20 protein-coding genes are annotated in these 21,348 nt (G+C 58.6%); 19 read left to right on the top strand and 1 reads right to left on the bottom strand.

The window, feature by feature from the left end:
• The first annotated feature begins 96 nt into the window (after window positions 1-96).
• The 10 genes from JNN07_11035 to cheB all read left to right on the top strand — a co-directional run bounded on the left by JNN07_11035 (window position 97) and on the right by cheB (window position 13,421).
• Window positions 97-1,773 carry a hypothetical protein gene (locus tag JNN07_11035; protein ID MBL9168265.1) on the top strand — a complete coding sequence of 559 codons (1,677 nt, stop codon included), beginning with the start codon at window positions 97-99 and terminating at the stop codon, window positions 1,771-1,773.
• A 160-nt stretch (window positions 1,774-1,933) separates the two neighbouring features.
• Complete coding sequence (locus JNN07_11030; protein MBL9168264.1) at window positions 1,934-2,749, top strand: RluA family pseudouridine synthase; 816 nt, start codon at window positions 1,934-1,936, stop codon at window positions 2,747-2,749.
• A gap of 49 nt (window positions 2,750-2,798) precedes the next feature.
• Entirely contained in the window at window positions 2,799-5,888 is a 3,090-nt protein-coding gene (secA, locus tag JNN07_11025) for a preprotein translocase subunit SecA (GenBank protein MBL9168263.1), read from the top strand.
• A 46-nt stretch (window positions 5,889-5,934) separates the two neighbouring features.
• Complete coding sequence (gene grpE / locus JNN07_11020; GenBank protein ID MBL9168262.1) at window positions 5,935-6,498, top strand: nucleotide exchange factor GrpE; 564 nt, start codon at window positions 5,935-5,937, stop codon at window positions 6,496-6,498.
• 6 nt (window positions 6,499-6,504) lie between these two features.
• Entirely contained in the window at window positions 6,505-7,629 is a 1,125-nt protein-coding gene (dnaJ, locus tag JNN07_11015; protein ID MBL9168261.1) for a molecular chaperone DnaJ, read from the top strand.
• Window positions 7,630-7,641: 12 nt separating this feature from the next.
• Window positions 7,642-8,421, top strand: coding sequence for a 16S rRNA (uracil(1498)-N(3))-methyltransferase (locus tag JNN07_11010; protein ID MBL9168260.1), 780 nt, complete (start codon window positions 7,642-7,644; stop codon window positions 8,419-8,421).
• Between the two features lie 167 nt (window positions 8,422-8,588).
• Window positions 8,589-9,098 carry a purine-binding chemotaxis protein CheW gene (locus JNN07_11005; protein ID MBL9168259.1) on the top strand — a complete coding sequence of 170 codons (510 nt, stop codon included), beginning with the start codon at window positions 8,589-8,591 and terminating at the stop codon, window positions 9,096-9,098.
• A 142-nt stretch (window positions 9,099-9,240) separates the two neighbouring features.
• Window positions 9,241-11,505 carry a methyl-accepting chemotaxis protein gene (locus JNN07_11000; protein MBL9168258.1) on the top strand — a complete coding sequence of 755 codons (2,265 nt, stop codon included), beginning with the start codon at window positions 9,241-9,243 and terminating at the stop codon, window positions 11,503-11,505.
• Between the two features lie 47 nt (window positions 11,506-11,552).
• Complete coding sequence (locus JNN07_10995; protein MBL9168257.1) at window positions 11,553-12,167, top strand: sel1 repeat family protein; 615 nt, start codon at window positions 11,553-11,555, stop codon at window positions 12,165-12,167.
• A 78-nt stretch (window positions 12,168-12,245) separates the two neighbouring features.
• Window positions 12,246-13,421, top strand: a complete 1,176-nt coding sequence (cheB, locus tag JNN07_10990) for a chemotaxis-specific protein-glutamate methyltransferase CheB (protein ID MBL9168256.1) — start codon at window positions 12,246-12,248, stop codon at window positions 13,419-13,421.
• Here cheB and JNN07_10985 read toward each other — a convergent pair.
• Window positions 13,418-14,269 carry an amidohydrolase family protein gene (locus JNN07_10985; protein MBL9168255.1) on the bottom strand — a complete coding sequence of 284 codons (852 nt, stop codon included), beginning with the start codon at window positions 14,267-14,269 and terminating at the stop codon, window positions 13,418-13,420. The genes cheB and JNN07_10985 overlap by 4 nt on opposite strands.
• 169 nt (window positions 14,270-14,438) lie before the next feature.
• Between JNN07_10985 and JNN07_10980 the strand changes: the two genes are divergently transcribed.
• The 9 genes from JNN07_10980 (at window position 14,439) to JNN07_10940 (ending at window position 21,329) form a co-directional block, all read left to right on the top strand.
• On the top strand, window positions 14,439-15,509 hold the full coding sequence (locus tag JNN07_10980) for a 3-deoxy-7-phosphoheptulonate synthase (protein MBL9168254.1): 1,071 nt from the start codon (window positions 14,439-14,441) through the stop codon (window positions 15,507-15,509).
• Window positions 15,510-15,616: 107 nt separating this feature from the next.
• Entirely contained in the window at window positions 15,617-16,672 is a 1,056-nt protein-coding gene (locus JNN07_10975; GenBank protein MBL9168253.1) for a hypothetical protein, read from the top strand.
• 294 nt (window positions 16,673-16,966) lie between these two features.
• Entirely contained in the window at window positions 16,967-17,560 is a 594-nt protein-coding gene (locus JNN07_10970) for a TraR/DksA C4-type zinc finger protein (protein ID MBL9168252.1), read from the top strand.
• Window positions 17,561-17,580: 20 nt separating this feature from the next.
• A complete protein-coding gene (gene rpmG / locus JNN07_10965) occupies window positions 17,581-17,748 on the top strand; it encodes a 50S ribosomal protein L33 (GenBank protein MBL9168251.1) in 168 nt (55 codons plus the stop codon).
• Between the two features lie 5 nt (window positions 17,749-17,753).
• Window positions 17,754-18,017, top strand: coding sequence for a 30S ribosomal protein S18 (gene rpsR, locus JNN07_10960; GenBank protein MBL9168250.1), 264 nt, complete (start codon window positions 17,754-17,756; stop codon window positions 18,015-18,017).
• A gap of 198 nt (window positions 18,018-18,215) precedes the next feature.
• A complete protein-coding gene (locus JNN07_10955; GenBank protein ID MBL9168249.1) occupies window positions 18,216-19,238 on the top strand; it encodes a zinc ABC transporter substrate-binding protein in 1,023 nt (340 codons plus the stop codon).
• Window positions 19,239-20,033, top strand: coding sequence for a metal ABC transporter ATP-binding protein (locus tag JNN07_10950; protein ID MBL9168248.1), 795 nt, complete (start codon window positions 19,239-19,241; stop codon window positions 20,031-20,033).
• Complete coding sequence (locus JNN07_10945) at window positions 20,026-20,868, top strand: metal ABC transporter permease (GenBank protein MBL9168247.1); 843 nt, start codon at window positions 20,026-20,028, stop codon at window positions 20,866-20,868. Before JNN07_10950 ends, JNN07_10945 begins: the two co-directional genes overlap by 8 nt.
• Window positions 20,865-21,329 carry a transcriptional repressor gene (locus tag JNN07_10940; GenBank protein ID MBL9168246.1) on the top strand — a complete coding sequence of 155 codons (465 nt, stop codon included), beginning with the start codon at window positions 20,865-20,867 and terminating at the stop codon, window positions 21,327-21,329. Before JNN07_10945 ends, JNN07_10940 begins: the two co-directional genes overlap by 4 nt.
• Window positions 21,330-21,348 lie beyond the last annotated feature (19 nt).

The following is a 21,348-nucleotide window of genomic DNA, read 5'->3' as shown; positions in this document are numbered from 1 at the left end:
GTCCTCGCGTTTCCTGGGGCTAGTTCTTTTGCGTTTGACCCCGCGATGCTTCGAGGCTAGGTTCGCCGTTCTCTTAACCGAAACGAACTTATTGATATGTTTGCGGGCCTTAGACGATTCCAGAAAATCATATGGGTGGTGGCAGCCGTAGTCATCATCCCCACGTTTGTCGTCTTTTTTTCTCCTTCCAGCATGCGTGGCGTGCCGGACGGGGATGGGCTGCAGTTAGGCTCCATCGATGGCAAGCCGATTTCGCGCACCCAGTTTTTGGAAGCCCGCAGCGAGGCCATGCTACGGATGTTCATCACCAGCGGACGCTGGCCGGAGAATGAGGGTGATCGGCTGACCGACTACACTTATTCCTGGTTAGTAGTGATCTCGCAGCTTAAGGAGCAGGGGATTAAGGCGGACGACCGGGCGATGGGACGTTTGGCGGCTTCCTATGGCATCACGGACATCGATGGCTTTCTTAAGAACATTTCCTCACGTCAGCGAGGCATTAATCTTACCAAAGAAGACTTCGTTCGCTATCTGGAGCATGAGGTGGGCTTTCAACAATTGGTTCAGCTCGCGGGTGTTTCCGGTCAATTAGTGCATCCGCGGGAGGCGCAAGAGAAGTTTCTGAAGGAGCACCAAGAAAACGTCGTTGAGGCCGTCTTTTTTCAGACCAGTTCGTATACCAACGGAGTGGTTGCCAATGCTGCGGAATTGGGTCGCTACTATACGAACATGATGGCGCAATACCGTCTGCCTGAACGCCTTAAGGTTGCCTATGTGGAGTTCCCGAAGAGCAACTATTTTGCGCAAGCCGATTCCGTCCTGGCACTGAGGACTAATTTGTCCGCCTTGATCGACCAGGAATACCAGCAACGGGGTGCGACCAACTATACCGACCCCAACAATCCGGCGGTGGTATTGGGGGAAAAGGAAGCGAAGGATCAGATCCGTTCGTTGGTGCGCGGCCAGTCGGCTCTGACGTTTGCCCACAACGCGGCGACGGAGCTAGCCGACAAGCTCATGGGACAATCCGATGCATCGGTTCAGACCTTCGAGAGCTTTATGGCTGCTGCGAACCAGACGGTGAAGGTTTCGAGTCCGTTCACCCGTGACGAGCCTCCCGCAGAGATGAAATCGGTTTCTCCCGAGTTTGCGGGACGTTTGTTCGAGTTGACCAACAGCGCGTCTGTCGTTCTTTTCCAGCCCATGATGGGCGAGGACGCCGTCTACATCGCCGCCGTGAAGCAGCGCATACCTTCTCAAATCGAGCCATTTGAAGCGGTTCGCGCCCGAGTGGCTGCTGACTATCTCAGGAGCCAGGGACGGGAACGGGCCGTGAAGGCGGGGAATTCCTTCCATTCCAACTCGGTTCAGCAGGTGTCCTCTGGAAAGAGCTTTGCCGAGGTGGCTGCCAAGTCCGGCTTGCGTGTCGAAGCTCTTCCGCCTTTTTCCAGCGCGACCGAGAATCTCCCGGAATTGGCCGGTCGTCTACAAATGGCCCAGTTGAACAACGCGGTTTCGTCCCTGACCAATGGTGGAATCAGCCGTTTCATGTTCACCCAGGAGGGGGGCGTTGTTCTTCATCTGAAGGATCGCAAAGCTCTCTCAGAGGAGATTCAGAAGGAGAAGTACCCGGCCTTCTTGCGATCGGAGCGCATGTCCGGTTCCTTCGAAGCATTCGGCAAGTGGATTGGCAAGATCGAGCAGGCGAAACTCCAGCGCCCAGCCCCGGCTGCCGGCGCCGCGGACGGTCAGGGGGCCTCGGCGGCACAATAGCGGAGTCGGAGCTGGGTTTACGTCCCTGTTCCTCAGGGAGCGTGGAGGCGGATGTGATCCGTCCCTGGGTGGTTGGAATCTCTCCACGCCCAGCAGCCAGTGGGACTCTCAACCAACAGGTCGCTCGGTTGGCTTTGCTCCGCACGACCTCGTTCACCACATGACAACCCATCCACTCCCTATAAAATTGTCCGTTCCCGAGGCTCATCTGTTTTGGGAGATTGAGGTGCTCTACGAGGACGAGCACTTGCTGGCGGTTTCGAAGCCGGCCGGGCTGCACGCTACGCCCGACCGTGAGGCCCCGCGAATGCCTCATCTGATGGGCCTTCTTCATGCCGGGATCGCTCAGGCTAAACCCTTTGCTACCTCCCGTCACTTATCCTACCTGGCCAGTACCCATCGGCTGGATCCGGAGGTCAGTGGCGTACTCCTCATGGCTAAATCGAAACCGGTGTTGATCGCGTTGGCCAATGAGTTCAGCACGGGCAAGCCCTATCTGGGCTATGTGGCCCTGGTGGCGGGTGATCTGGGGCAGGCGAAGTTGACGGTCAACGCCGGGCTAATCGAGCATCCTCAGCGTCCCGATCTTCAACGGGTTGACACCAAAAAAGGCAAGATGGCACGGACCGAGTTGACCATCGCTGAGAAGTTCAGAGGGTATTCCCTGCTTAACTGTCGGCTGTCCACGCATCGTCACCATCAAGTTCGTGCCCATCTGCAACATATCAAGCTGCCGGCCTGTGGAGATAAGCCCTACGGCGGCAAACAGTTGCTGCTATCTCAGATGAAAAAACGCTATCAGGTCAAGGATGGGAAGAGCGAGCGACCGCTCACGACCGGGCCGGCCCTGCATGCGGAGCGAATTTGGTTCAAGCATCCCGTCACGGGTTTACCCCTTGAGATTCGGGCTCCTTGGCCGAAGGAGTTAACGGTGGCTGTGAAATATCTGCGCCGGTATATGGCCAATTCTTTTTGACGGTAGATAACGCTTCCCGTAGGTTCCGGGCACTTGTGATGAGGGTATCATGTTAGGATTTATCATTAAAAAGGTTTTCGGCTCGAAGAACGACCGAGAAATCAGGCGCGTGCGCCCTATGGTTGCACGTATCAACGAGATCGAGCAGAGCTTGCAGTCTCAGCCCGAGGAGGTCCTTCGCCAGAAAACCGCGGACTGGAAGGCCAAGCTCGCGGCCATCCAGGACAATGATGAACTCGCCAAGGAGCTGAACGCGATTCTTCCTGAAGCGTTCGCCGTGGTGAAGAATGCCTGCCGTCGTCTGTGTGGCAAAGACGTCATTGTGCGGGGGCATCCCATTCGCTGGGAGATGGTTCCCTTCGACGTCCAGTTGATCGGGGGCTGGGCGCTTCACAGCGGCCGCATTTCGGAAATGGCCACGGGCGAAGGCAAGACTTTGGTGGCTACTTTACCAACCTACTTGAACGCTCTCACGGGCCGAGGGGTTCACGTGGTGACGGTCAACGATTACCTGGCCGCTCGCGATAGCGAATGGATGGGGGCGGTTTATCGTTTTCTGGGGTTGACCGTCGGCTGCATCATCCACGACCAACCCCCAGATGTCCGCCGCCAACAGTATTCGTGTGACATCACCTATGGCACGAACGCTGAGTTTGGTTTTGACTACTTGCGTGACAACGGCATGGCTGAAAAGCGCGAATATCAGGTTCAGCGCGGCCACTATTTCGCCATCGTCGACGAGGTGGATTCCATTCTCATCGACGAGGCCCGGACTCCCCTGATCATCAGCGGTCCGGCGGTCATCAACGCTGACAACGGGCTCTACGCCCAGATGAAAGGGGTCGTTCAGAGCCTGGTTCACGCTCAAGAGCAGCTGTGCGTCCGGTTTTTGCGTGAAGCGCAGGACGTGCTCAAAAAACTGCGTCCGGCGGACGGATCGAACCCCAAGGATCCTGACATACTGGAGATGGAGCTAGGTTTGCTTCTCTACCGGGTCAAGACGGGTAACCCACGTTCTGAGGGGCTTAGGCATCTCTTGGAAGATCCCTCCCTGGCCTCCTTGATGCAGAAGGCGGAGTTGCGGCTGCATGCCGACCAGTCCAAGAAGGAGCTTTATGCCCAGAAGGAGGAGCTTTTTTTCGCGATCGAGGAGAAGAGCCACGAGGCGGATCTGACCGAGAAGGGGCGGAGTTTCTTGAGCCCCAAGGACGCCGATTCCTTTTTGCTCCCCGATTTGCCCACTGAGTTTCACCGAATCGATTCGGACGGTTCTCTCACGGCCCAAGATCGATTGGCCGCCAAAGCCGCGTTGCAGACGCAGATGGAGGACAAGGCTCAGAAGATCCATGTTATCTCGCAGTTGCTCAAGGCCTACAGCCTCTACCTGTGCGATGTCCACTACGTGGTGCAGGACAATAAGGTCATCATCGTCGATGAGAACACCGGCCGATTGATGACGGGTCGTCGGTGGAGCGAAGGGCTTCACGCGGCGGTCGAGGCCAAGGAAGGGGTTGAGGTTGAGAAAGAAACACAAACCTACGCCACCATCACGATTCAGAACTATTTCCGTCTGTATCAAAAGCTGGCGGGAATGACGGGAACGGCCGAGACCGAGGCCAACGAGTTTCACGACATTTACAAACTGGGTGTGCTGGTGATTCCCACCAATCGACCCTGTGTCCGCAAGGACAGCAATGACACGGTTTACAAGACTAGGCGCGAGAAGTTCGCTGCCGTGCTGAAGGAAATTCGCGAAGTGCATGCCCAGGGCCGTCCGATCTTGGTGGGCACCGTTTCGGTGGAGACCAGCGAAGGGCTCTCTCGCATGCTCAAGGAAGCCGGCATCGTTCACAAGGTGCTCAACGCGAAGTTCCATCAGCAGGAAGCGGAGATCGTCTCCATGGCCGGCCAGCGGGGCGGGGTCACGATTGCCACCAACATGGCTGGCCGTGGCACGGATATTAAGCTCGGACCTGGGGTGGCGGAGCTGGGAGGGCTGCACGTGATCGGCACCGAACGTCACGAATCGCGTCGTATTGATCGGCAGCTGCGCGGTCGTTGCGCGCGTCAGGGTGATCCGGGCTCGTCGCACTTTTTCATCTCGCTGGAGGACGATCTCATGCGTTTGTTCGGTTCCGATCGCATCGTGAAAGTCATGGAGCGGGTGGGGTTGGAGGAAGGGCAGGAGCTGGAGCATCCTTTCCTGAATCGATCCATCGAACAGGCTCAGAAGCGCGTCGAGCAGCATAATTTCCAGCAGCGGAAACGCACGCTGGAGTATGACGACGTCATGAATAAGCAGCGGGAGGTCATCTATGGCTTCCGCAACGAGATCCTCCATGGTGAGGATGTGCGCGACCAGTTGATGGATGTGATGGAGGAGGTGGTCATCGCCAAGGTCGACGAGTTCACCGCCCCGACATCCGAGCCGCGTGAATGGAATCTCCGCGGGCTTTCCGACTGGATAAACCTGAATTTCCCCCTGGGCGTCACCGAAGAGCAGCTGGTGAAACGGGCGGAGGAGGGGCAGGAAGCGCCGGTGGCGGGTTCGGTATTTGACGGCCTGAGCGCGCATCAGTTTGCGTTGTGCCGCTTCGTGGTCGATGAAGTGCGCCAGGCGTACGAGCTGAAGGTCAGCCATGAGGATACCAAGGCGTTGAATCAGATGGAGAGGATCACGATGATCTCCGCCATCGATCGCCTGTGGCAGGAGCATCTCTATCACATGGACAGCCTCCGAAACAGCATCGGCCTTCGGGCTTATGGTCAGCGGGATCCGCTGATTGAGTACAAGGCGGAAGCGTTCAAGGTGTTTGAGGAGATGATGGTGGGCGTGAAGTCGGAGATCTGCCACAACATCTTCCGCAGCGCCTCCAGCCTGCGCGCCTTCGAGAATTTCCTCCGGGGCATGCAGCAGCGCGCACAGACCATTCATGCGGAGGCCAGTTCATTTGGTGGCGGAGCCAGCCCTGCGGGTGGTTCGGGAGCTGGGGCTGGCAACGCCAGCGACATGGTGAGCGAGGCCTCGGAGGCGGTCGCCAAAGCCACTCCGGTTCGGCTCGGGCCGAAAGTGGGGCGCAACGATCCTTGCCCCTGTGGAAGCGGCAAGAAGTACAAGCAGTGCTGCGGCAAGCACTGATCCGATTCGAGACCCATTACAGATTGATTGTTCAGACAGCAAGCGTATGGAAAATCGTGAACCAACTGCGGCACCGTCGTCCGAGGGCACGGGTTCGGATCCCCAGGGTGGGGTGCCCGAGCCGGACTTCTCTCCGGAGGCTTGGGTGGCTCTGCAAGCCAAGGCCGCCAAGGCCGAAGAGAATTGGAATGCGTTGCTGCGGACGACCGCCGATTTCGACAATTTCAAGAAACGCGCGGCCCGCGAGCGGCAAGACGCCCTCAAATACGCCACCGAGGGACTGCTCGAAAAGCTTGTTCCCGTGATGGACAACTTCGAGATGGCGTTGATGGCTGCCAATCAGGCTTCGAACGCCACGGCCGAATCCTTGCGCACGGGGGTCAACATGATTCACCAACAGCTGCGTACGGTGTTGATGGATGCCGGCCTCGCTGAGGTGAACGCCCTAGGGCAGCCCTTTGACCCGAACATCCACGAAGCGGTCTCGCAGCAGGAATCCTCGGAGGTTGCCGAAGGCCATGTCCTGCAGCAGCTCCGCAAGGGCTATCGGCTGCGCGAACGCCTGCTAAGGCCGGCGACAGTGATCGTTTCGAAGGCGCCTGCCTCCTAAGCTTCAATGGCCAAGCGAGATTACTACGAGGTCTTGGGGGTACCCAAGAACGCGACTGAGGATGACTTGAAGAAGGCTTATCGCAAGATGGCCATTAAGTATCATCCGGATAAAAACCCCGGGGACAAAGGGGCCGAGGAGAAGTTCAAGGAACTGGGTGAGGCCTATGAGGTCCTGAACGATCCGCAGAAGCGAGCGGCCTACGATCAAATGGGACATGACGCCTTTGATCCACGGCGTCGGGCGAGCGCGGGCGGCGGTGGCTTCCATGACCCGGCGGATATTTTCCGCGAGGTTTTTGGCGGCAGCATTTTCGAGGAGTTTCTGGGTGGTCGCCGTGCCGATCCACGGGCTCCGCAGCGGGGCGATGATCTTCGCTATGACTTGGAACTGACTTTTGAGGAGGCGGTTAACGGATGCGAGAAGGAGATCGCGGTCAGCCGACTCTCGAGCTGCGAGCGTTGCTCGGGCTCCGGCGCGGACGGATCTCCGCGCAAGCGGACCTGCACGACCTGCGGCGGACGAGGGCAGGTGGTCATGGCGCGAGGAATTTTTAGCATCGCTCAGAACTGTCCTCGCTGCAACGGGCAGGGACAGATGCTGGAGAATCCCTGCAAGAGTTGTGAGGGGGCTGGACGGGTTGAGCGTCCGAACAAGGTCAAGCTACGCATCCCTGCAGGCGTCGACACGGGTACGCGGTTGCGGTCGGCCGGGGAAGGGGAGGCTGGAGTTCGGGGCGGCGGGGGCGGTGACCTTTACGTAGTTTTGCATGTTCGGGCTCACGACGTGTTTGAGCGCGAAGGTGATGATCTTCATTGCGAGCTTCCGATCAGTTTTGTCCAGGCTGCGCTAGGAGCCGAAGTGGAGGTTCCTACCTTGACCGGCAAGGCGCATATTCGGATCCCGGCCGGATCCCAGAGCGGCACCACTTTCCGGCTGAAGGGCAAAGGGGTGCGGAATGTTCACGGGCATGGACACGGAGATCTTCACGTGCGGGTCATCGTTGAGGTGCCCTCGAAGCTGAATGCCGCCCAGCGGGCCAAGCTGGAGGAGTTTGCGCTCCTGTGCGATGAGACCGTGAATCCCATCGGGATGAGCTTTCTCGAGCGTGCCAAGAATTTCTTTCGCTGACCTTTCTCCCTGATGCACCGCTTCTTCCTTCCTCCGGAGCGGTGTCAGGACCGAAACCTGGTGCTTCAGGGGGCTGAAGCGCATCACGCGGCGCGGGTACTTCGTCTGGAGGCGGGGGATGCCGCGGTGGTGCTCGACGGAGCTGGCAAGTCTTACCAGTGTCGGGTCACCAGCAGCACGAAGTCGAGTGTCGTTCTTGAGATCCTTTCCACGCTCAGTCAGCCGGCCCCCGTTGGTCGAATTTGCCTGATTGCCGCCATTCCCAAAGGACAGCTTTTCGATGAGATCGTCGAGCAAGCCACGGAGTTGGGAGTTTCCGAGATTGTTCCGCTGATCGCTGAGCGGGGCATTGTCCGTCTGTCGGGGCAGGAAGCCCTGTCCAAACAGGAGAAGTGGCAGACCACGGCGCGCGAAGCCATGAAGCAGAGCGGGAACCTCTGGGCTCCGGCGATCCAGGTGCCGGCGACCTTCGCCTCCCTTCTCTCCCAAGAATCTGCGCCCGATCTGTCACTGGTGGCCTCTTTGGCCGCCGGGGCCGACGAGGTTCGCGGAGTCTTGGCCAAGTACCAGGAGCGATCAGGTGTCAGCCCGCGATCCATCCAGATTTGGGTAGGGCCGGAGGGAGACTTCACCCCGGACGAGCTTCAAAAACTGGCGGAACGTGGTGTCTGTCCGATTACTCTGGGGCCGTGGACATTACGCTGTCCTACAGCGGTGGTATCGGTGGTTGCTCTTCTCGCTCATGAGCTTCGTTGCTGCGCCGATCCCAGGTTTACCCCTCGGCCGTCCTAGTCTCGAGCCCCGTCCCCCTGCCCGGTGACCTCGTTCCCTGGATTTCTGAGGCGTAGCTCTCGAAATAATCTCTTCTGCTTCCCGAGGTGGTCTGCCGATAGAACACTGACCTAGGGCTGGTGTGAGCCGTCGTTCCGGTGGGGAGTGCCCTGGGCAGGAAAGGATCTATGAACGTTGCTGTTGGATCGAAAGAGGAGGGGTTGGTTGCTTGCAAGGGTGGAAAGTTCCTGACGTTTTCGTTGGGAAGGGAATCCTACGGACTAGGAATCTTGCAGGTGCGGGAGATCATTCGTTTGCCCGAGATCACTCACGTGCCATGCATGCCGTCTTACATGCGCGGCGTGATCAACCTGCGGGGTAAGGTTGTCCCGGTGGCTGACTTGCGAGCGAAGTTCGGACTTCCCAAGGGTACACAGAGCGAGCGCACGTGCGTCATCGTGGTTGAGCTTGCTGCGCGAGGCAAATCGCTCATGGGACTAATGGTGGACGCAGTCGAGGAGGTCAGCAACATCCCACCGGCCGACATCGAACCGACGCCTGACTTTGGTGTGCGTCTGAACATCGACTACATCCTCGGAATCGCGAAAGTGAAAGGGGGGGTGAAGACCCTTTTGGATATCGACCGGGTGATCTGCGAGGAGGCGTTGAAAGGACTGCGATCCGCGGCGGCAGCGTGATCGCTGGAACATGAAGATTTGATCAAGATTGTTTTCCAATCGCCGATATCCATAAGGAAGAGATCTGGTCGACGCTCTTGATGTGTTGCCGGGTGCGTGGGATGTGCCAGGTCTCCTGGGACCGACGAAGTTTGAATATCCTATGAACAGAATGAAGACCTGGAGCCTGACCGCCAAGCTGGTCTGCAGCTTTGTGTTGATTGGCGCAATTCCCTTGGTGGTAATCGGTGTCCTCAGCACCCGATCCATCCACACACTCGGCGAACGTCTCGCTGACTCCTTCCGCGCGGCGGCTCAAGCCTCCCTGGAGGACATCGATCGCAATCTGTTCGAGCGTTATGGGGATGTGCAGGCGTTTGGTCTGAACTCCGTAATCCAGGATCAAAACGCCTGGTATAAGGTTGGATCCGACAAGAATCCGGTGGCCGAGGTGATGAATCGTTACGTCGGCTTATATGGGCTGTATGATCTCTCGGTGGCGGTGGATCCAGAGGGGCGTGTCCTGGCGGTCAACGACCGGGATTCTGGTGGGAAGCCCTTGGAGACAACTTGGCTTTACGAGCAGAATTTTAAGTCGGCCAGTTGGTTTCAGGCGGTGAGCGAAGGGAAGTTTCTTAAGAGCGATCTTTTGGACGGCACCGTCGTAGAGGACCTCGCGGTGAGCGAGTTGGTGAAGAAGGCTTGTGGCAACCAGGGGCTCGTGATGGGTTTTTCGGCCCCGGTTAAGGACGCGGCAGGAAAGGTCATTGCCTACTGGTATAATGCGGCCAAGTTCTCTTTGGTGGAGGAGATACTGATGGATGCCTACGAGGATGCCGCCAAGCGTGGATTCGACCAGGCGGAGCTAACTCTGTTGGATAGCAAGGGGCGTGTTTTAGGGACCCACGATCCGATGGCCAGGGGCGGAAACAAATCGTTTCAACATGACAGCGAGGCCTTTCTCAAGTCCAACCTGGCGAGCGCTGGAATTGAGTCGGCGAAGCGCGTGATCACTGGGGAACAGGGCTTTGTTCACGAGACCCACGAGCGCAAACCTGGACAGTTCGTCTCCGGATTCGTGCGTTCCAAGGGAGCCTTAGGATTTCCCGGGCTGGGTTGGAGTTTGCTGTTACGTGTCCCGGAGGCTCAAGCTCAAGCCGTGGCACTGGCCGCGTTGCGCAACAACTTGATCGTCTTTGGTGCGAGCATCGTGGGGTTGGTGTTGGCGGCCTGGTGGCTCGGTCGGTCACTGGCCAGACCGATCGTCGCTCAATTGCAGTCGATCCGAGTTCTGACCGATGATGTGTCGAGCGCGGCGATTCAGATTTCCTCCGCCAGCCATTCCCTCGCCGAAGGAGCCAGTGATCAAGCCGCGTCGCTCGAAGAGAGCGGCGCCGCACTTGAGGAGATAGCGAGCATGACCAAGCGGACAGCCGAGAATGCGCGGAGCGCCCGCGAGTCCTCCGGTCAAGCCCTTCAAACGGCCCAGCAGGGGGCGGAGCAGCTTCGCGGAATGGGACAAACCGTGGAGCAGATCCGCGGTGCGGTTGGCCATATGCAAACCGCTGTTCGTGACATTGAGATCTCCGGCGGCGAAGTGGCAAAGATCGTCAAGACGATTGATGAGATCGCCTTCCAGACCAACATTCTGGCACTGAATGCCGCGGTGGAGGCGGCTCGTGCCGGGGAGGCGGGCCTAGGCTTCGCGGTGGTTGCCGATGAAGTTCGCAGCCTGGCTCAGCGCAGCGCCCAGGCGGCGAAGGACACGGCTCAACGAATCGATGACTCCATCCAGAAGAGCACCAATGGCGTGCGGGCCAGCGAGCGGGTGGTCACCAGTCTGACCGAAGTCACGGAACGCTCTCTGGAGGTTGAAAAGAGCTTCCAAGCGATCGTCACCCAGACCCAGTCGGTAAATCAGGTGATGAATGAGATCGCCAATGCCACCCAGGAGCAGAGCACGGGATTATCGCAGGTTAATTTGGCGGTGAGCCGAGTCGACAAGATCGTGCAGGGTACCGCCGCCGCGGCCGAGCAGACGGCCAGCGCCTCGGAAGAGTTGAAAGCACAATCTATTTCGCAGCGTGAAGCCATTCGCGCCGCCGAACAGTTGGTGACGGGAGCAGTTGCCGGAGGAGTTGAGGCTTCGGCCCCTCGCGCGGCCGAACCGGTGCGTCGGCCCCAGGCGGCCGTTCCTAGCTCACGTCCATCGAAGTCCGGTTCAAGTTCAGGGTCATCCCTCAACACGTTCAAACCGAGCTCGGGGACTTCCGCATCGGCGGCGCATGGCGCAAAGGTAACTCGTCCGAGTGGGGGGGATGATCTGCCCATGCCGGAGGTTTCGAAGCGAGCTGCCTCTGGGCCTGGGCAGGCGGCGGCGGCTCACGGGGAATCTAACCCGCTGGACAGCTCGTTCCGCGATTTTTGAGCGAGTGGTGAGCTGTGGGGGGTAAACAAGGAGAGGAGTGGGGTGTCATGTCCGATGAAAAAAAGAATGCGACTAGCGATCTGAAAGGTAGAGCCGAGGCGGGGGAGGCGATTGCCCAACTCCAGCTGGCTCGTCAGTACTCCGATGGCGGGGTTCCCGATCTGGTTTCGGCTGCCCGATGGTTTCGTAAGGCGGCCGAGCAGGGCAACAGTGAAGCCCAATACTGTCTTGCCGTGAGACACCTGAATGGACAGGGGGTCGATCAAGATGTCTCGGAGGCTGTGAAATGGTTGCGCAAGGCGGCCGATCAAGGCCACGCCGGAGCCCAGGATAGCTTGGGAGTCCGCTACGCGACCGGACAGGGCGTTGCCCAGAACGAGACGGAAGCCTTGAAGTGGTTTCGTCGGGCAGCGGAGCAGGGGCATGCGGTGGCCCAGTTCAACCTCGGGTTGGCTTACGCCCAGGGGAAAGGGGCGGCCGTCGATCTTGTGGAAGCCTATGCCTGGTTCTGCCTGAGCGCTGAGATGGGCGACGCCGTTGCGGCCGGTGCCGTTGAAACCGTGGTGGAGTCGCTCTCGTTGGATGAATTGCGCCAGGCCCGAGCTCTCTTTCACCAGCTTTACAGCAGCTTTGCAAAAACGATGCATAAAACAGCGGCGTAGGACGAATCTGCGCCCATGGGAGGTGAAAACTCGTCACGAGACGGGTGGGTGCTTCCCTTCAGGTAGCGGATATTGGCTATGTCAGCCCCGTCTAAACAGGCTCTAAGAGTTTTCTTGGTTGCTGGGCCCGCCGCTCGGCGTTTGTCCGTCGCAGAAAACCTCGTTTCCATCCCGGACACAGCCTTGGTTGGAAAGTCCGAGGATCCTCTCGTGCTGATGGATCCTGCCAACCCGCATAAACCTGACATGGTGGTTCTGGAAACGGGCACCTCGCGAGTGGATGCTATTTTACTGCTCCGTCGCGTGGCTCAGGCGACGGGGGCTCCGGTGGTGGTTCTTTCCGACAGCGCCTCGTTGGGTTCGGCGTATACGCTGTCGCTTTTTGAGGCGGGGGCGATCGATGTTCTTCCCGGGCTTCCGCAGGCCACGCCTTCCGAGCAGGATTCTAACGAACGCCTCCAAATCTCGCTCCGCCAGTTAACTGCTGTTCTTCGCAAGCGAAACCAGCAGACGAAAGGCTCGGGATCGTCAGTGGCTCCCCGACTGCGGGGAGATGCTCTCGTCCAACCCACCACCGAAAGCTTTGCCTCAGGGCGGAAGCCTGATCTGGTGGGTATCGAGACGAAGCGGACTACGGCTGCCTCAGACACCGCTCGCTTCAGTGCCCGTCAGGTGATTGTTCTCGGGGCGAGCACGGGCGGCACCGAGGCGATCAAGGATGTTCTGACGGTTCTACCGGCGGAAATGCCTGGCATTTGCATTGTTCAGCACATCCCGGCCGTCTTCTCGCGTTCCTTTGCGCAGCGGTTGAACTCCCTTTGTGCCCTGGAAGTTCGAGAGGCAGAGCAGGGGGATCTCGTGCGCCCAGGACTGGTTCTGGTGGCCCCTGGAGGGTTCCATATGGAGCTCCGGTGGGAAAGGACCCAGTATGTGGTGCGACTGCATCGTGGGCCGGAGGAGCATCATCAACGTCCGGCGGTCGATGTCCTGTTCCGCAGCGCAGCTGTTGCCGCCGGTCCCCATACGATCGGTGTGCTGCTGACCGGGATGGGTAAAGATGGGGCCTTGGGCATGAAGGCGATCAAGGAGGCGGGTGGCATCAATCTGGCCCAGGACGACAAAAGCTGCGTGGTCTTTGGCATGCCCGCGGCTGCCCAAGAGTTGGGGGTGGTCCACCACGTCGTTTCACTGAAGGACATGGCTGGAGCCATTCAGCACCGCGCCCGCATCGCCCGGGCCGCGTTCGCGGCTTAAAAGAGTTGACCGGCTGCGGTGGAAAGCCGGTAGAACTGTTGAGCTGTTCCTCCCCAGATGCGGTCCTGATCCTGAGCCTTGAGTGGGGAGAGGTTCGCCTCCAGACCTTCGACCACCCTCGCGTAGCTTCCCGCCAGCAAGCAAACCGGCCAGTCGCTCCCAAACATCAACCGTTCAGGGCCGAAGTGTTGGAGCGCATGATCCACGTACCGGTGCAGATCGGATGGTTTCCACCCGGACCAGGACGCTTCGGTGATCATCCCGGAGAGCTTGCAGTAGACTGAAGGAAAGCGCGCCAGAGCGGCGAAGGCCTCCGCCCAATCGTCCCATCCTAGGGAGGCGATCCTGGGTTTGGCGATATGGTCCACCACGAGTGGAAGCGTGGGAAACCGCCGAGCCACCTCGATGGCTGCCGGGAGGTGCGGGGGGCGGAGCAGCAAGTCATAGGGAAGTTTGCGGCGAGCCAGTTCTTCCAGTCCTCGAAGCACTTCCGGGCGCGTGAGCCATTGGGGGTCGGGTTCATCATGGACCACGTGCCGGATGCCGACCAGCTTGGGGTGATCCGCTAGCGCATCGAGGGTGTCGCCGACGCCAGGATCCTGCAGGTCAACCCAGCCGACCACGCCCAGGATGAACTCGTGTTGAGTCGCCAGGGAAAGGAACCACCGGGTTTCCTCCAAGGATCCAAAGGTTTGCACGAGCACTGAGCCGTCCAGCCGATGCTGAGCCAGAAGCGGACGGAGGTCGGCGGGCAGGAAGTTATGGCGCAGCGGTTGGAGATTCTCGGTAATCCAGGGGTGGGGAAACTGCTTCAGGTTCCAAAAGTGCTGGTGCGCATCGATTCGCATATTCGAGAGGTGTCGATAAGGGCTCTCGATCGGCGGTGCAAGCTCCGTTTTTGGCTCCCTCAGAAAGCTACAAAATCCCGTTTCACTTTCCTTCATAAAGTGGTTTATTAGGGGTGTTCCATCCCTGGCGACTAGCAGCGCAGGCCGAGTGGTTGGGGCCCATTGTCTTATGCAGCCAACAAATAATCTCCGAGTCCGTCAGACCTCGCGGTTGACGGCGCCGAGTGCCTTGAAGCTCTCGTTGCCGATGACCGAGTCTGCCAACCGCACGGTTGTGAGCGGTCGTTGCGACGTGCAGCGCATCCTTAACCAGCAGGACCCCCGCTTGCTGGTCGTGATTGGGCCCTGTTCCATTCATGATCCGGCCGCGGCGATGGAGTATGCCGAGCGGTTAAACCGTTTGCGCACGGAGCTGCAGGACACGCTTTTCCTGGTGATGCGGGTTTATTTCGAAAAGCCGCGCACCACCATCGGGTGGAAAGGGTTGATCAATGATCCGCATCTCGACGGGACATACGACATCGAGACTGGACTGAGAACCGCCCGCCAACTCCTCCTCCAGGCCAATGAACTAGGCCTGCCTGCCGGAACAGAGTTTTTGGATCCGATCACTCCTCAATACCTGGCAGACCTGGTCACCTGGGCAGCGATTGGCGCACGCACCACCGAATCCCAGACCCACCGAGAGATGGCCAGTGGGCTGTCGATGCCGGTCGGATTCAAGAACGGTACGGATGGCGGGCTTCAAATCGCCATCGATGCCATGAAGGCAGCGATGCACCCTCATAACTTTCTTGGAATCGACCCGGATGGAGTCACCAGCATGGTCAGGACAACCGGCAATCCGGATGGCCACGTGGTGCTCCGTGGAGGGCGCCTAGCCACTAATTATGACGCGGCCAGCATTGCGTCGGCCGTGGAACAGCTGAAAAAGAGTCAGCTTCGGCCGGCTCTGATGGTGGACTGCAGTCATGCCAATTCGGGTAAGCTGCACACGCGTCAGGAGGAGGTGCTCCAGAATGCTGTTGCGCAGCGCGCGGAGGGCAATACCGCTGTGATCGGCCTGATGGTTGAGAGCCACCTGAATGATGGCAACCAGCCTATTCCAGCCAATCTGTCGGAGTTGAAGTACGGGGTTTCCATCACCGACGCCTGTGTCGGGTGGGATACCACTGAGCGGATGCTTCGTCATGCCCATACGGTGTTGAGTCGGGCTCAGGCTCCGGCAGCGACCCGCTAGCCATCACGCCGACTCCGAGTCGGGGCGGGGAAGGGGCCGACCGGTTGCGGGGGCTGGGGCTCTCTTTGGGATTGCACATTCCGTCGGAGACCTCAAGGCTCCTCCCCATGTCAACCAGCCCGTCTCCTGTTTCGGGTGGGACGAGCGGCCTCCCGTCACTTCGGCAGCAGCTCGTCTCCTTTACCGTGGCCGTTTTGGTTTTGATCCCATTGGCCGTGCTCTATCGAGAGTTTCTAGGAGATCGGAACCCCCCGTCCTCGGTGAGCATCCGACGGATCAATTATGAAGGGTGGACGAATGCCCTTTCGATGGTGAATGAGCAGGCGGAGGTGGTGGTGGTGCCCTCCATCGGCCGAATCATGCAGTTCCGCTTCCTGGGCGAGAGTGGACCCTTTTGGGAAAATCCGGCCTTACGCGGGAAAAGCCCTGATCCATTGGCGGCCGAGTGGGTGAATTTTGGAGGCGACAAGGTGTGGCCTGCCCCTCAATCCGAATGGGCGCAGTGGACCCCGCGAGCCTGGCCGCCTCCCCCGGGGTTTGATTCGGAGTCGGTGGAGGTGGAAGTGGTCGGCGATCGGGTGTTGCTCAAGTCTGCAGTGGACGCTCATTATGGCATTCGTTGGGAGCGCGAGATTCGCCTGGATCCCTTGCAGGCGAGGATGATCGTGGTGACCCGGTATCATAAGGTCAGCGAGACATCGCTCACCAACCTGGTGGCCATTTGGTCGATCACCCAGCTCCGGGAGCCCGTTGCAGTCCTCGTTCCACGCATTAAGCCTGGCCACTTCGGTAACGGCTACGATTTGCAGTCGGAGCTTCCGCCCCCGGACCTTCAGGTGGATGACGATTGGATCCGGCTGACGCGCAATCCCAAGGCCTCGCACAAGATCGGCAACGATGCGGGGACCCTCATCTGGTTGGGGGAGCGCGTAGCGCTACGGGTGGATTCGCCCCGCCGCCCGGAGGGTTTCTATCCGGATAAGGGCTGCAGTGCTGAGGTCTATACGAACCCTGATCCATTGGCGTATGTTGAACTGGAGCTGCTTTCGCCCTTGGAACCTCTGCGACCCGGGCAAATGATAGCTCAGACCAACACCTATACCCTGTTTCTGCGTCAGGAGAAGGATTCGGTCGCCGAGGCTCGGCGGATTCTGAGTCGCTGATAGCCTACGTTTGCCTGTCTGGATTTGAGCCGGTTTTGCTTTCGGTCCAGAAGCTGCTAAACTCTGGCTGTGGATCGGGGAATCCCCCCCTCTTTGGCCTGAAAGGCGGTGGATCGGGGGGGCTAAACGCCAAAACTGGCCATCCGACCCCCAAGAATCCAAAATAGTCTCACATTTTAGTAGATTATTTGAGTTCGTTTGGTACATTCCCGCACCCTCCGTGAGGCTCAATTACGGACATGAGGCTCCCCGAAATGGGAGGAGGGACGACGTAACACCTAGAACGTAATAGCTGTGACAAATAAGAAAAAGACCGAGAAGAAGGGTGATACGACCCACGCAGTGAAGCCGAAGACGGGTAATGCGACCTCAGCGGCGATTCTCGGTACTGGGGCTCGGGTGGGCAAGTTGGCCCCCTCGCCAGCCAAGAAGATCAAGCCGGAATGGGTCAAATACCATGAAAACCTGATCGATCTGCGTGAGCGTCTCCTGAACCAAATGGATGGGTTAGCCAAGGAATCGGCTGAGGAGATGGATAATTACAGCCTTCACATGGCTGATTCAGGAACTGATAATTTCGATCGCGATTTTGCGCTCAGTCTGCTTTCATCGGATCAGGATGCGATCTATGAGATCGAAGAGGCTTTGAAACGGATCGAGAAGGGTACTTACGGCACTTGCGAATTGACTTCGAAGTTGATCCCCAAGGCTCGGCTGGAAGCGATTCCCTGGACTCGGTTTACGGTTGAGGCTCAGGCTCAATTGGAGCGAGAAGGAGCCTTGCGTCAGCGTAAGTTGGGAAATCTCGGCACGGTGGATACCTCCAGCCCGATTGAGATTGAGGAAGACGATGAAGTGGAAGAGAAGCCGGCCAAAGAGAAAGAATAACGATTTTTAACTAACGATTTATGCCTCGAGAAATAGTTACCATCGAATGCAGTGAAGCGCGCAAAGAGGGGAAACCCCCTTCGCGGTATACCACCACCCGCAACAAGAAGCTTCAAACGGAGAAGATTGAGCTCAAGAAATACAATCCTTTCCTGCGGCGCCACACTTTGCACCGTGAAATTAAGTAAGCATTATGCCTCGCAAGACCAATACCGACCGTAAGGACCGCGCCTCCAAAGGTGGCCGGCCATCCATGGAAAAGCGGACTCCCCGTCCCAAGCCCAAGATCGACTTTACGGTCGACGCGCTTGATTTCAAAAATACCACCTTGCTGCGTCAGTTTGTGACCGACCAGGGCCGTATCCTTCCGCGGAAGTACACGGGCCTGCCTGCTCACTACCAACGCGCCTTGAACAGGGCCATTAAGCGGTCTCGCCAGATGCTGCTCATGAAGTAAGGCGCCAGCCTGACTTTAACCCGCACTCCGTTGCGGGTTTTTTGGGGTTAGTCGTTGCAAATCGTTTGCAAATTTCCATCTCTAGCCGAACTTAGGGCGGAATGTGTGGCAGAAATGGATGCCGGGTCGGAGATGAGAGATGCCTGAGCAAAGGCGAGGGTGGTTGGTGAGTTTGGGTGGATGAAGGCAGGACCTGTTATGAAAACTGACAGCAATTTGGCCGTCCGTGAGCCTGGGAAGCTGGCCCTGGAGGCGACTCGATGGAATGAGCTTCGCTGGTTGACTCTGAGTGCGCTGCTCGCGTTTTTGGGGGCGCTCGGCAACCTGGCGGCTGCCGAGCCAGCGGCGGGCGGTGCGCCAAAGCGACTTCAGGTGCTGACCTCCTTTCTTCCCATCTATTGCTTCACAGCCAACATTGCAGGGGATTTGGCCCAGGTGGCGAATCTGCTTCCCGCGAACGTGGGGCCCCACGATTACCAGCCTACACCCAGTGATGAGAAAAAGCTTCGGACGGCCGACTTGCTGGTCCTCAACGGGCTCCAATTAGAGTCTTGGCATGAAAAGCTCGTTCGGTCTCGAGTGCGTCGCAAGCAGCTTACGGTGGTTGAGGTCTGGAAGGGGCTTAACTCCGAGCTCATCCGCTCTGTTCCAACCTTGCACATCGTGGATGGCGGGGATAGTCACGCGCACGATCATGCGGGGGATGCGAACCCCCACCTGTGGTTAGATCCGCTTCTGGCCAAATATGCCGTTACCAACATCCTCCGGGCTCTTCAGCAGGCCGATCCTGCCAATGCCTCGGGCTACGCCGCAAACGCGGATGGATTTTCGCGACGGCTTGATGCCATTCACCGGGATTATGCTACTGGTCTCATGGCGGCCTCCAATGCGCCCGTCGTGGTGTTTCACGACGCTTTTGTCTATGCCGCCAAACGTTATGGGCTGCGTATTGTAGGAGTGATCGAACAAACGCCGGAGGTCACGCCTAGTCCAAGGTATTTGGGTGAACTTAAAAGGGTCATCGAGCAGCAGCGCATTCGGGTGATCTTTGCCGAGCCTCAATTTCCCGCCAAGTTGGCCCGTCAGTTGGCGCAGGATACGGGAGTTCCCCTGGCGGTTCTCGACACCATGGAAACAGCCTTTGACGGCGTGCTTAAGCCTGATTCTTATGAACGGGCCATGGCCCAGAACCTGAGGGTGTTGCAAGAGCACCTTAAGTAAATGGATTGCCCTCATTGCAAAGTTCACGCTCCGGGGTCGGCGTTGGCAGTGTCGGTTAAGGACGTCTGGCTCTCCTTTGGGGATGTACCCATTCTGAAGGGAGTGTCATTGGACATCCCTGCCGGGGAGCTGGTGGCTTTGATCGGTCCCAATGGATCGGGCAAGACGACATTGCTTCGTTGCTTGCTTGGGCTGGAGCAGCCCCAGCGCGGATCCACGATTCTGTTTCAGGAATCAAACCGTGCGAAGGCGCTGAAGCGTGTGGGTTATGTCCCGCAGAGGCTGACTCTGGACCGGAGCTTCATGATCAGCGTTCGTGAGTTTCTGTGCCTGCGTCTGGAGCAGACCCGGCATTGGTTTTGGCGAACCCGCGCTCAGATCGACCGCGAGCTGGTTAGCAAACTGCCCGAGATTGGTGTCCGGCCCCTCTTGGATCGGCCGCTCTCGGGGCTGTCTGGTGGTCAGCTCCAACGCGTGCTCATTGCTTTCAGTCTTCTGGGAAACCCCGAGTTGTTGCTTTTGGACGAGCCTACTGCCGGGGTGGACATGCCCGGCGAGCGCACTTTTTACGAGTTGATCGCCGAGATCCATCGCACCCGCAAACTGACCGTGGTTCTGGTTTCACATGATCTTTCGATGGTCTTCAAGCATGCCTCGTGGGTCTATGCCTTAAACGGGACCATCTGCTGCGAGGGAACTCCGGAGGAGGTGATGAACGCGGATTCGCTCAAGGAGGCGTATGGTCTGCACGTCTCGCCCTATCACCACCACCATCACGGCCACACGCATGGATAGCTTGCTGGAGAATATCTACCTGGTCAGAGCCCTCATTGCCGCCGCCTGCCTCGCGCCGCTGTGCGGACTGTTGGGGGTGTTCGTGACCGCTCGGCGGATGGCCTTCTTCAGTGACACGATCGCTCATGCAGCCTTGGCCGGAGTTGCGTTGGGCTTTCTGCTGGGGTTCAAGGAGCCGACCGTGCCCATGGTGGCATTCAGCCTGTTGATTGCTCTGGCCATGTTTTGGCTGCGCACCAACACCGAGCTTTTGACCGATACCATCATGGCTTTGCTGCTGTCAGGCTCCGTGGCCTTGGGCATCATCATTCTCTCGATGTTGAAAGGTTTTCGAGCCGAACTGCATTCCTACCTGTTCGGAGACATTCAGGCGGTGGGAACCCAGGAGTTGGTGCTCGCCGGGATCCTAGGAGCCCTGGTCACGACCTCGATTCTCTGGCAGCTGAACTCGCTGAGCTTGCTCACTGCCCAAGAGGATTTGGCTCACGTGTGCGGGATCCCGGTGAAACGGCTCAATTACTTTTTTGTGGCGATCCTGACGCTCACGGTGGCTGCGAGTATCCGGTTGTTAGGGGTCATGCTGGTCACCGCCCTCATCGTGATTCCTCCCGCCTCGGCGCGCAACATTAGCCGGAACCTCCGCCAGCATCTGTTGCTGAGCATGGCGATGGGGCTGGTGAGCGGGGTAGCTGGCGTGTTCCTGTCGTATCATTTTGATTTTCCCACGGGACCGACTATTGTGATGGCAGCTATCGGGCTGTTTATTTTGACTCTGGTCGCTTCTCGTTTGCGCCGGTTGGTGCAGCCTGGCGCGAGTCCTGTAACCACCGTATGAAACCGCACCCGCATTCTTGCCGGCACGAGTCCATGGCGGAGCTTCCTGAGCTGACCGACCGATTGCGGCGCGAATCCCGTCGAGTGACCGGTCCGCGCCAGGCCATCCTGGACGTCATGCGTCGGCACCCGCACCCCTTGCTCATCAAGGAGATTCATGCCCTGCTGGAGACGGGTGATTGCGATCTGGTGACCGTTTATCGGTCCATGCAGTTGCTGCAGAAAATGGGGATGGTCAAGCGAGTTGAGTTCGGTCAGGGAGGAGCCCGATTTGAACTCTTGGCTGAGGGGGACGACGGACACCATCATCATCTGGTGTGCACCGGATGCGCCCGGGTTCTCCAGCTGGACGAATGTCTCTTGGAGGAGGTTGAGAAGCGGATCGCTCGCTCGAGCGGTTTCAAAAAGGTGACCCACCGTTTGGAATTCTTCGGCCTCTGTCCACAGTGCGCCCGGGGCTAGCAGGCCGTCGGACTTAGAA

The organism is Verrucomicrobiales bacterium, from assembly GCA_016793885.1.
Taxonomy (GTDB): domain Bacteria; phylum Verrucomicrobiota; class Verrucomicrobiia; order Limisphaerales; family UBA11320; genus UBA11320.
The sequence above is the reverse complement of the archived record's forward strand: the minus strand, read 5'-3'. Positions and strand labels throughout refer to the sequence as shown.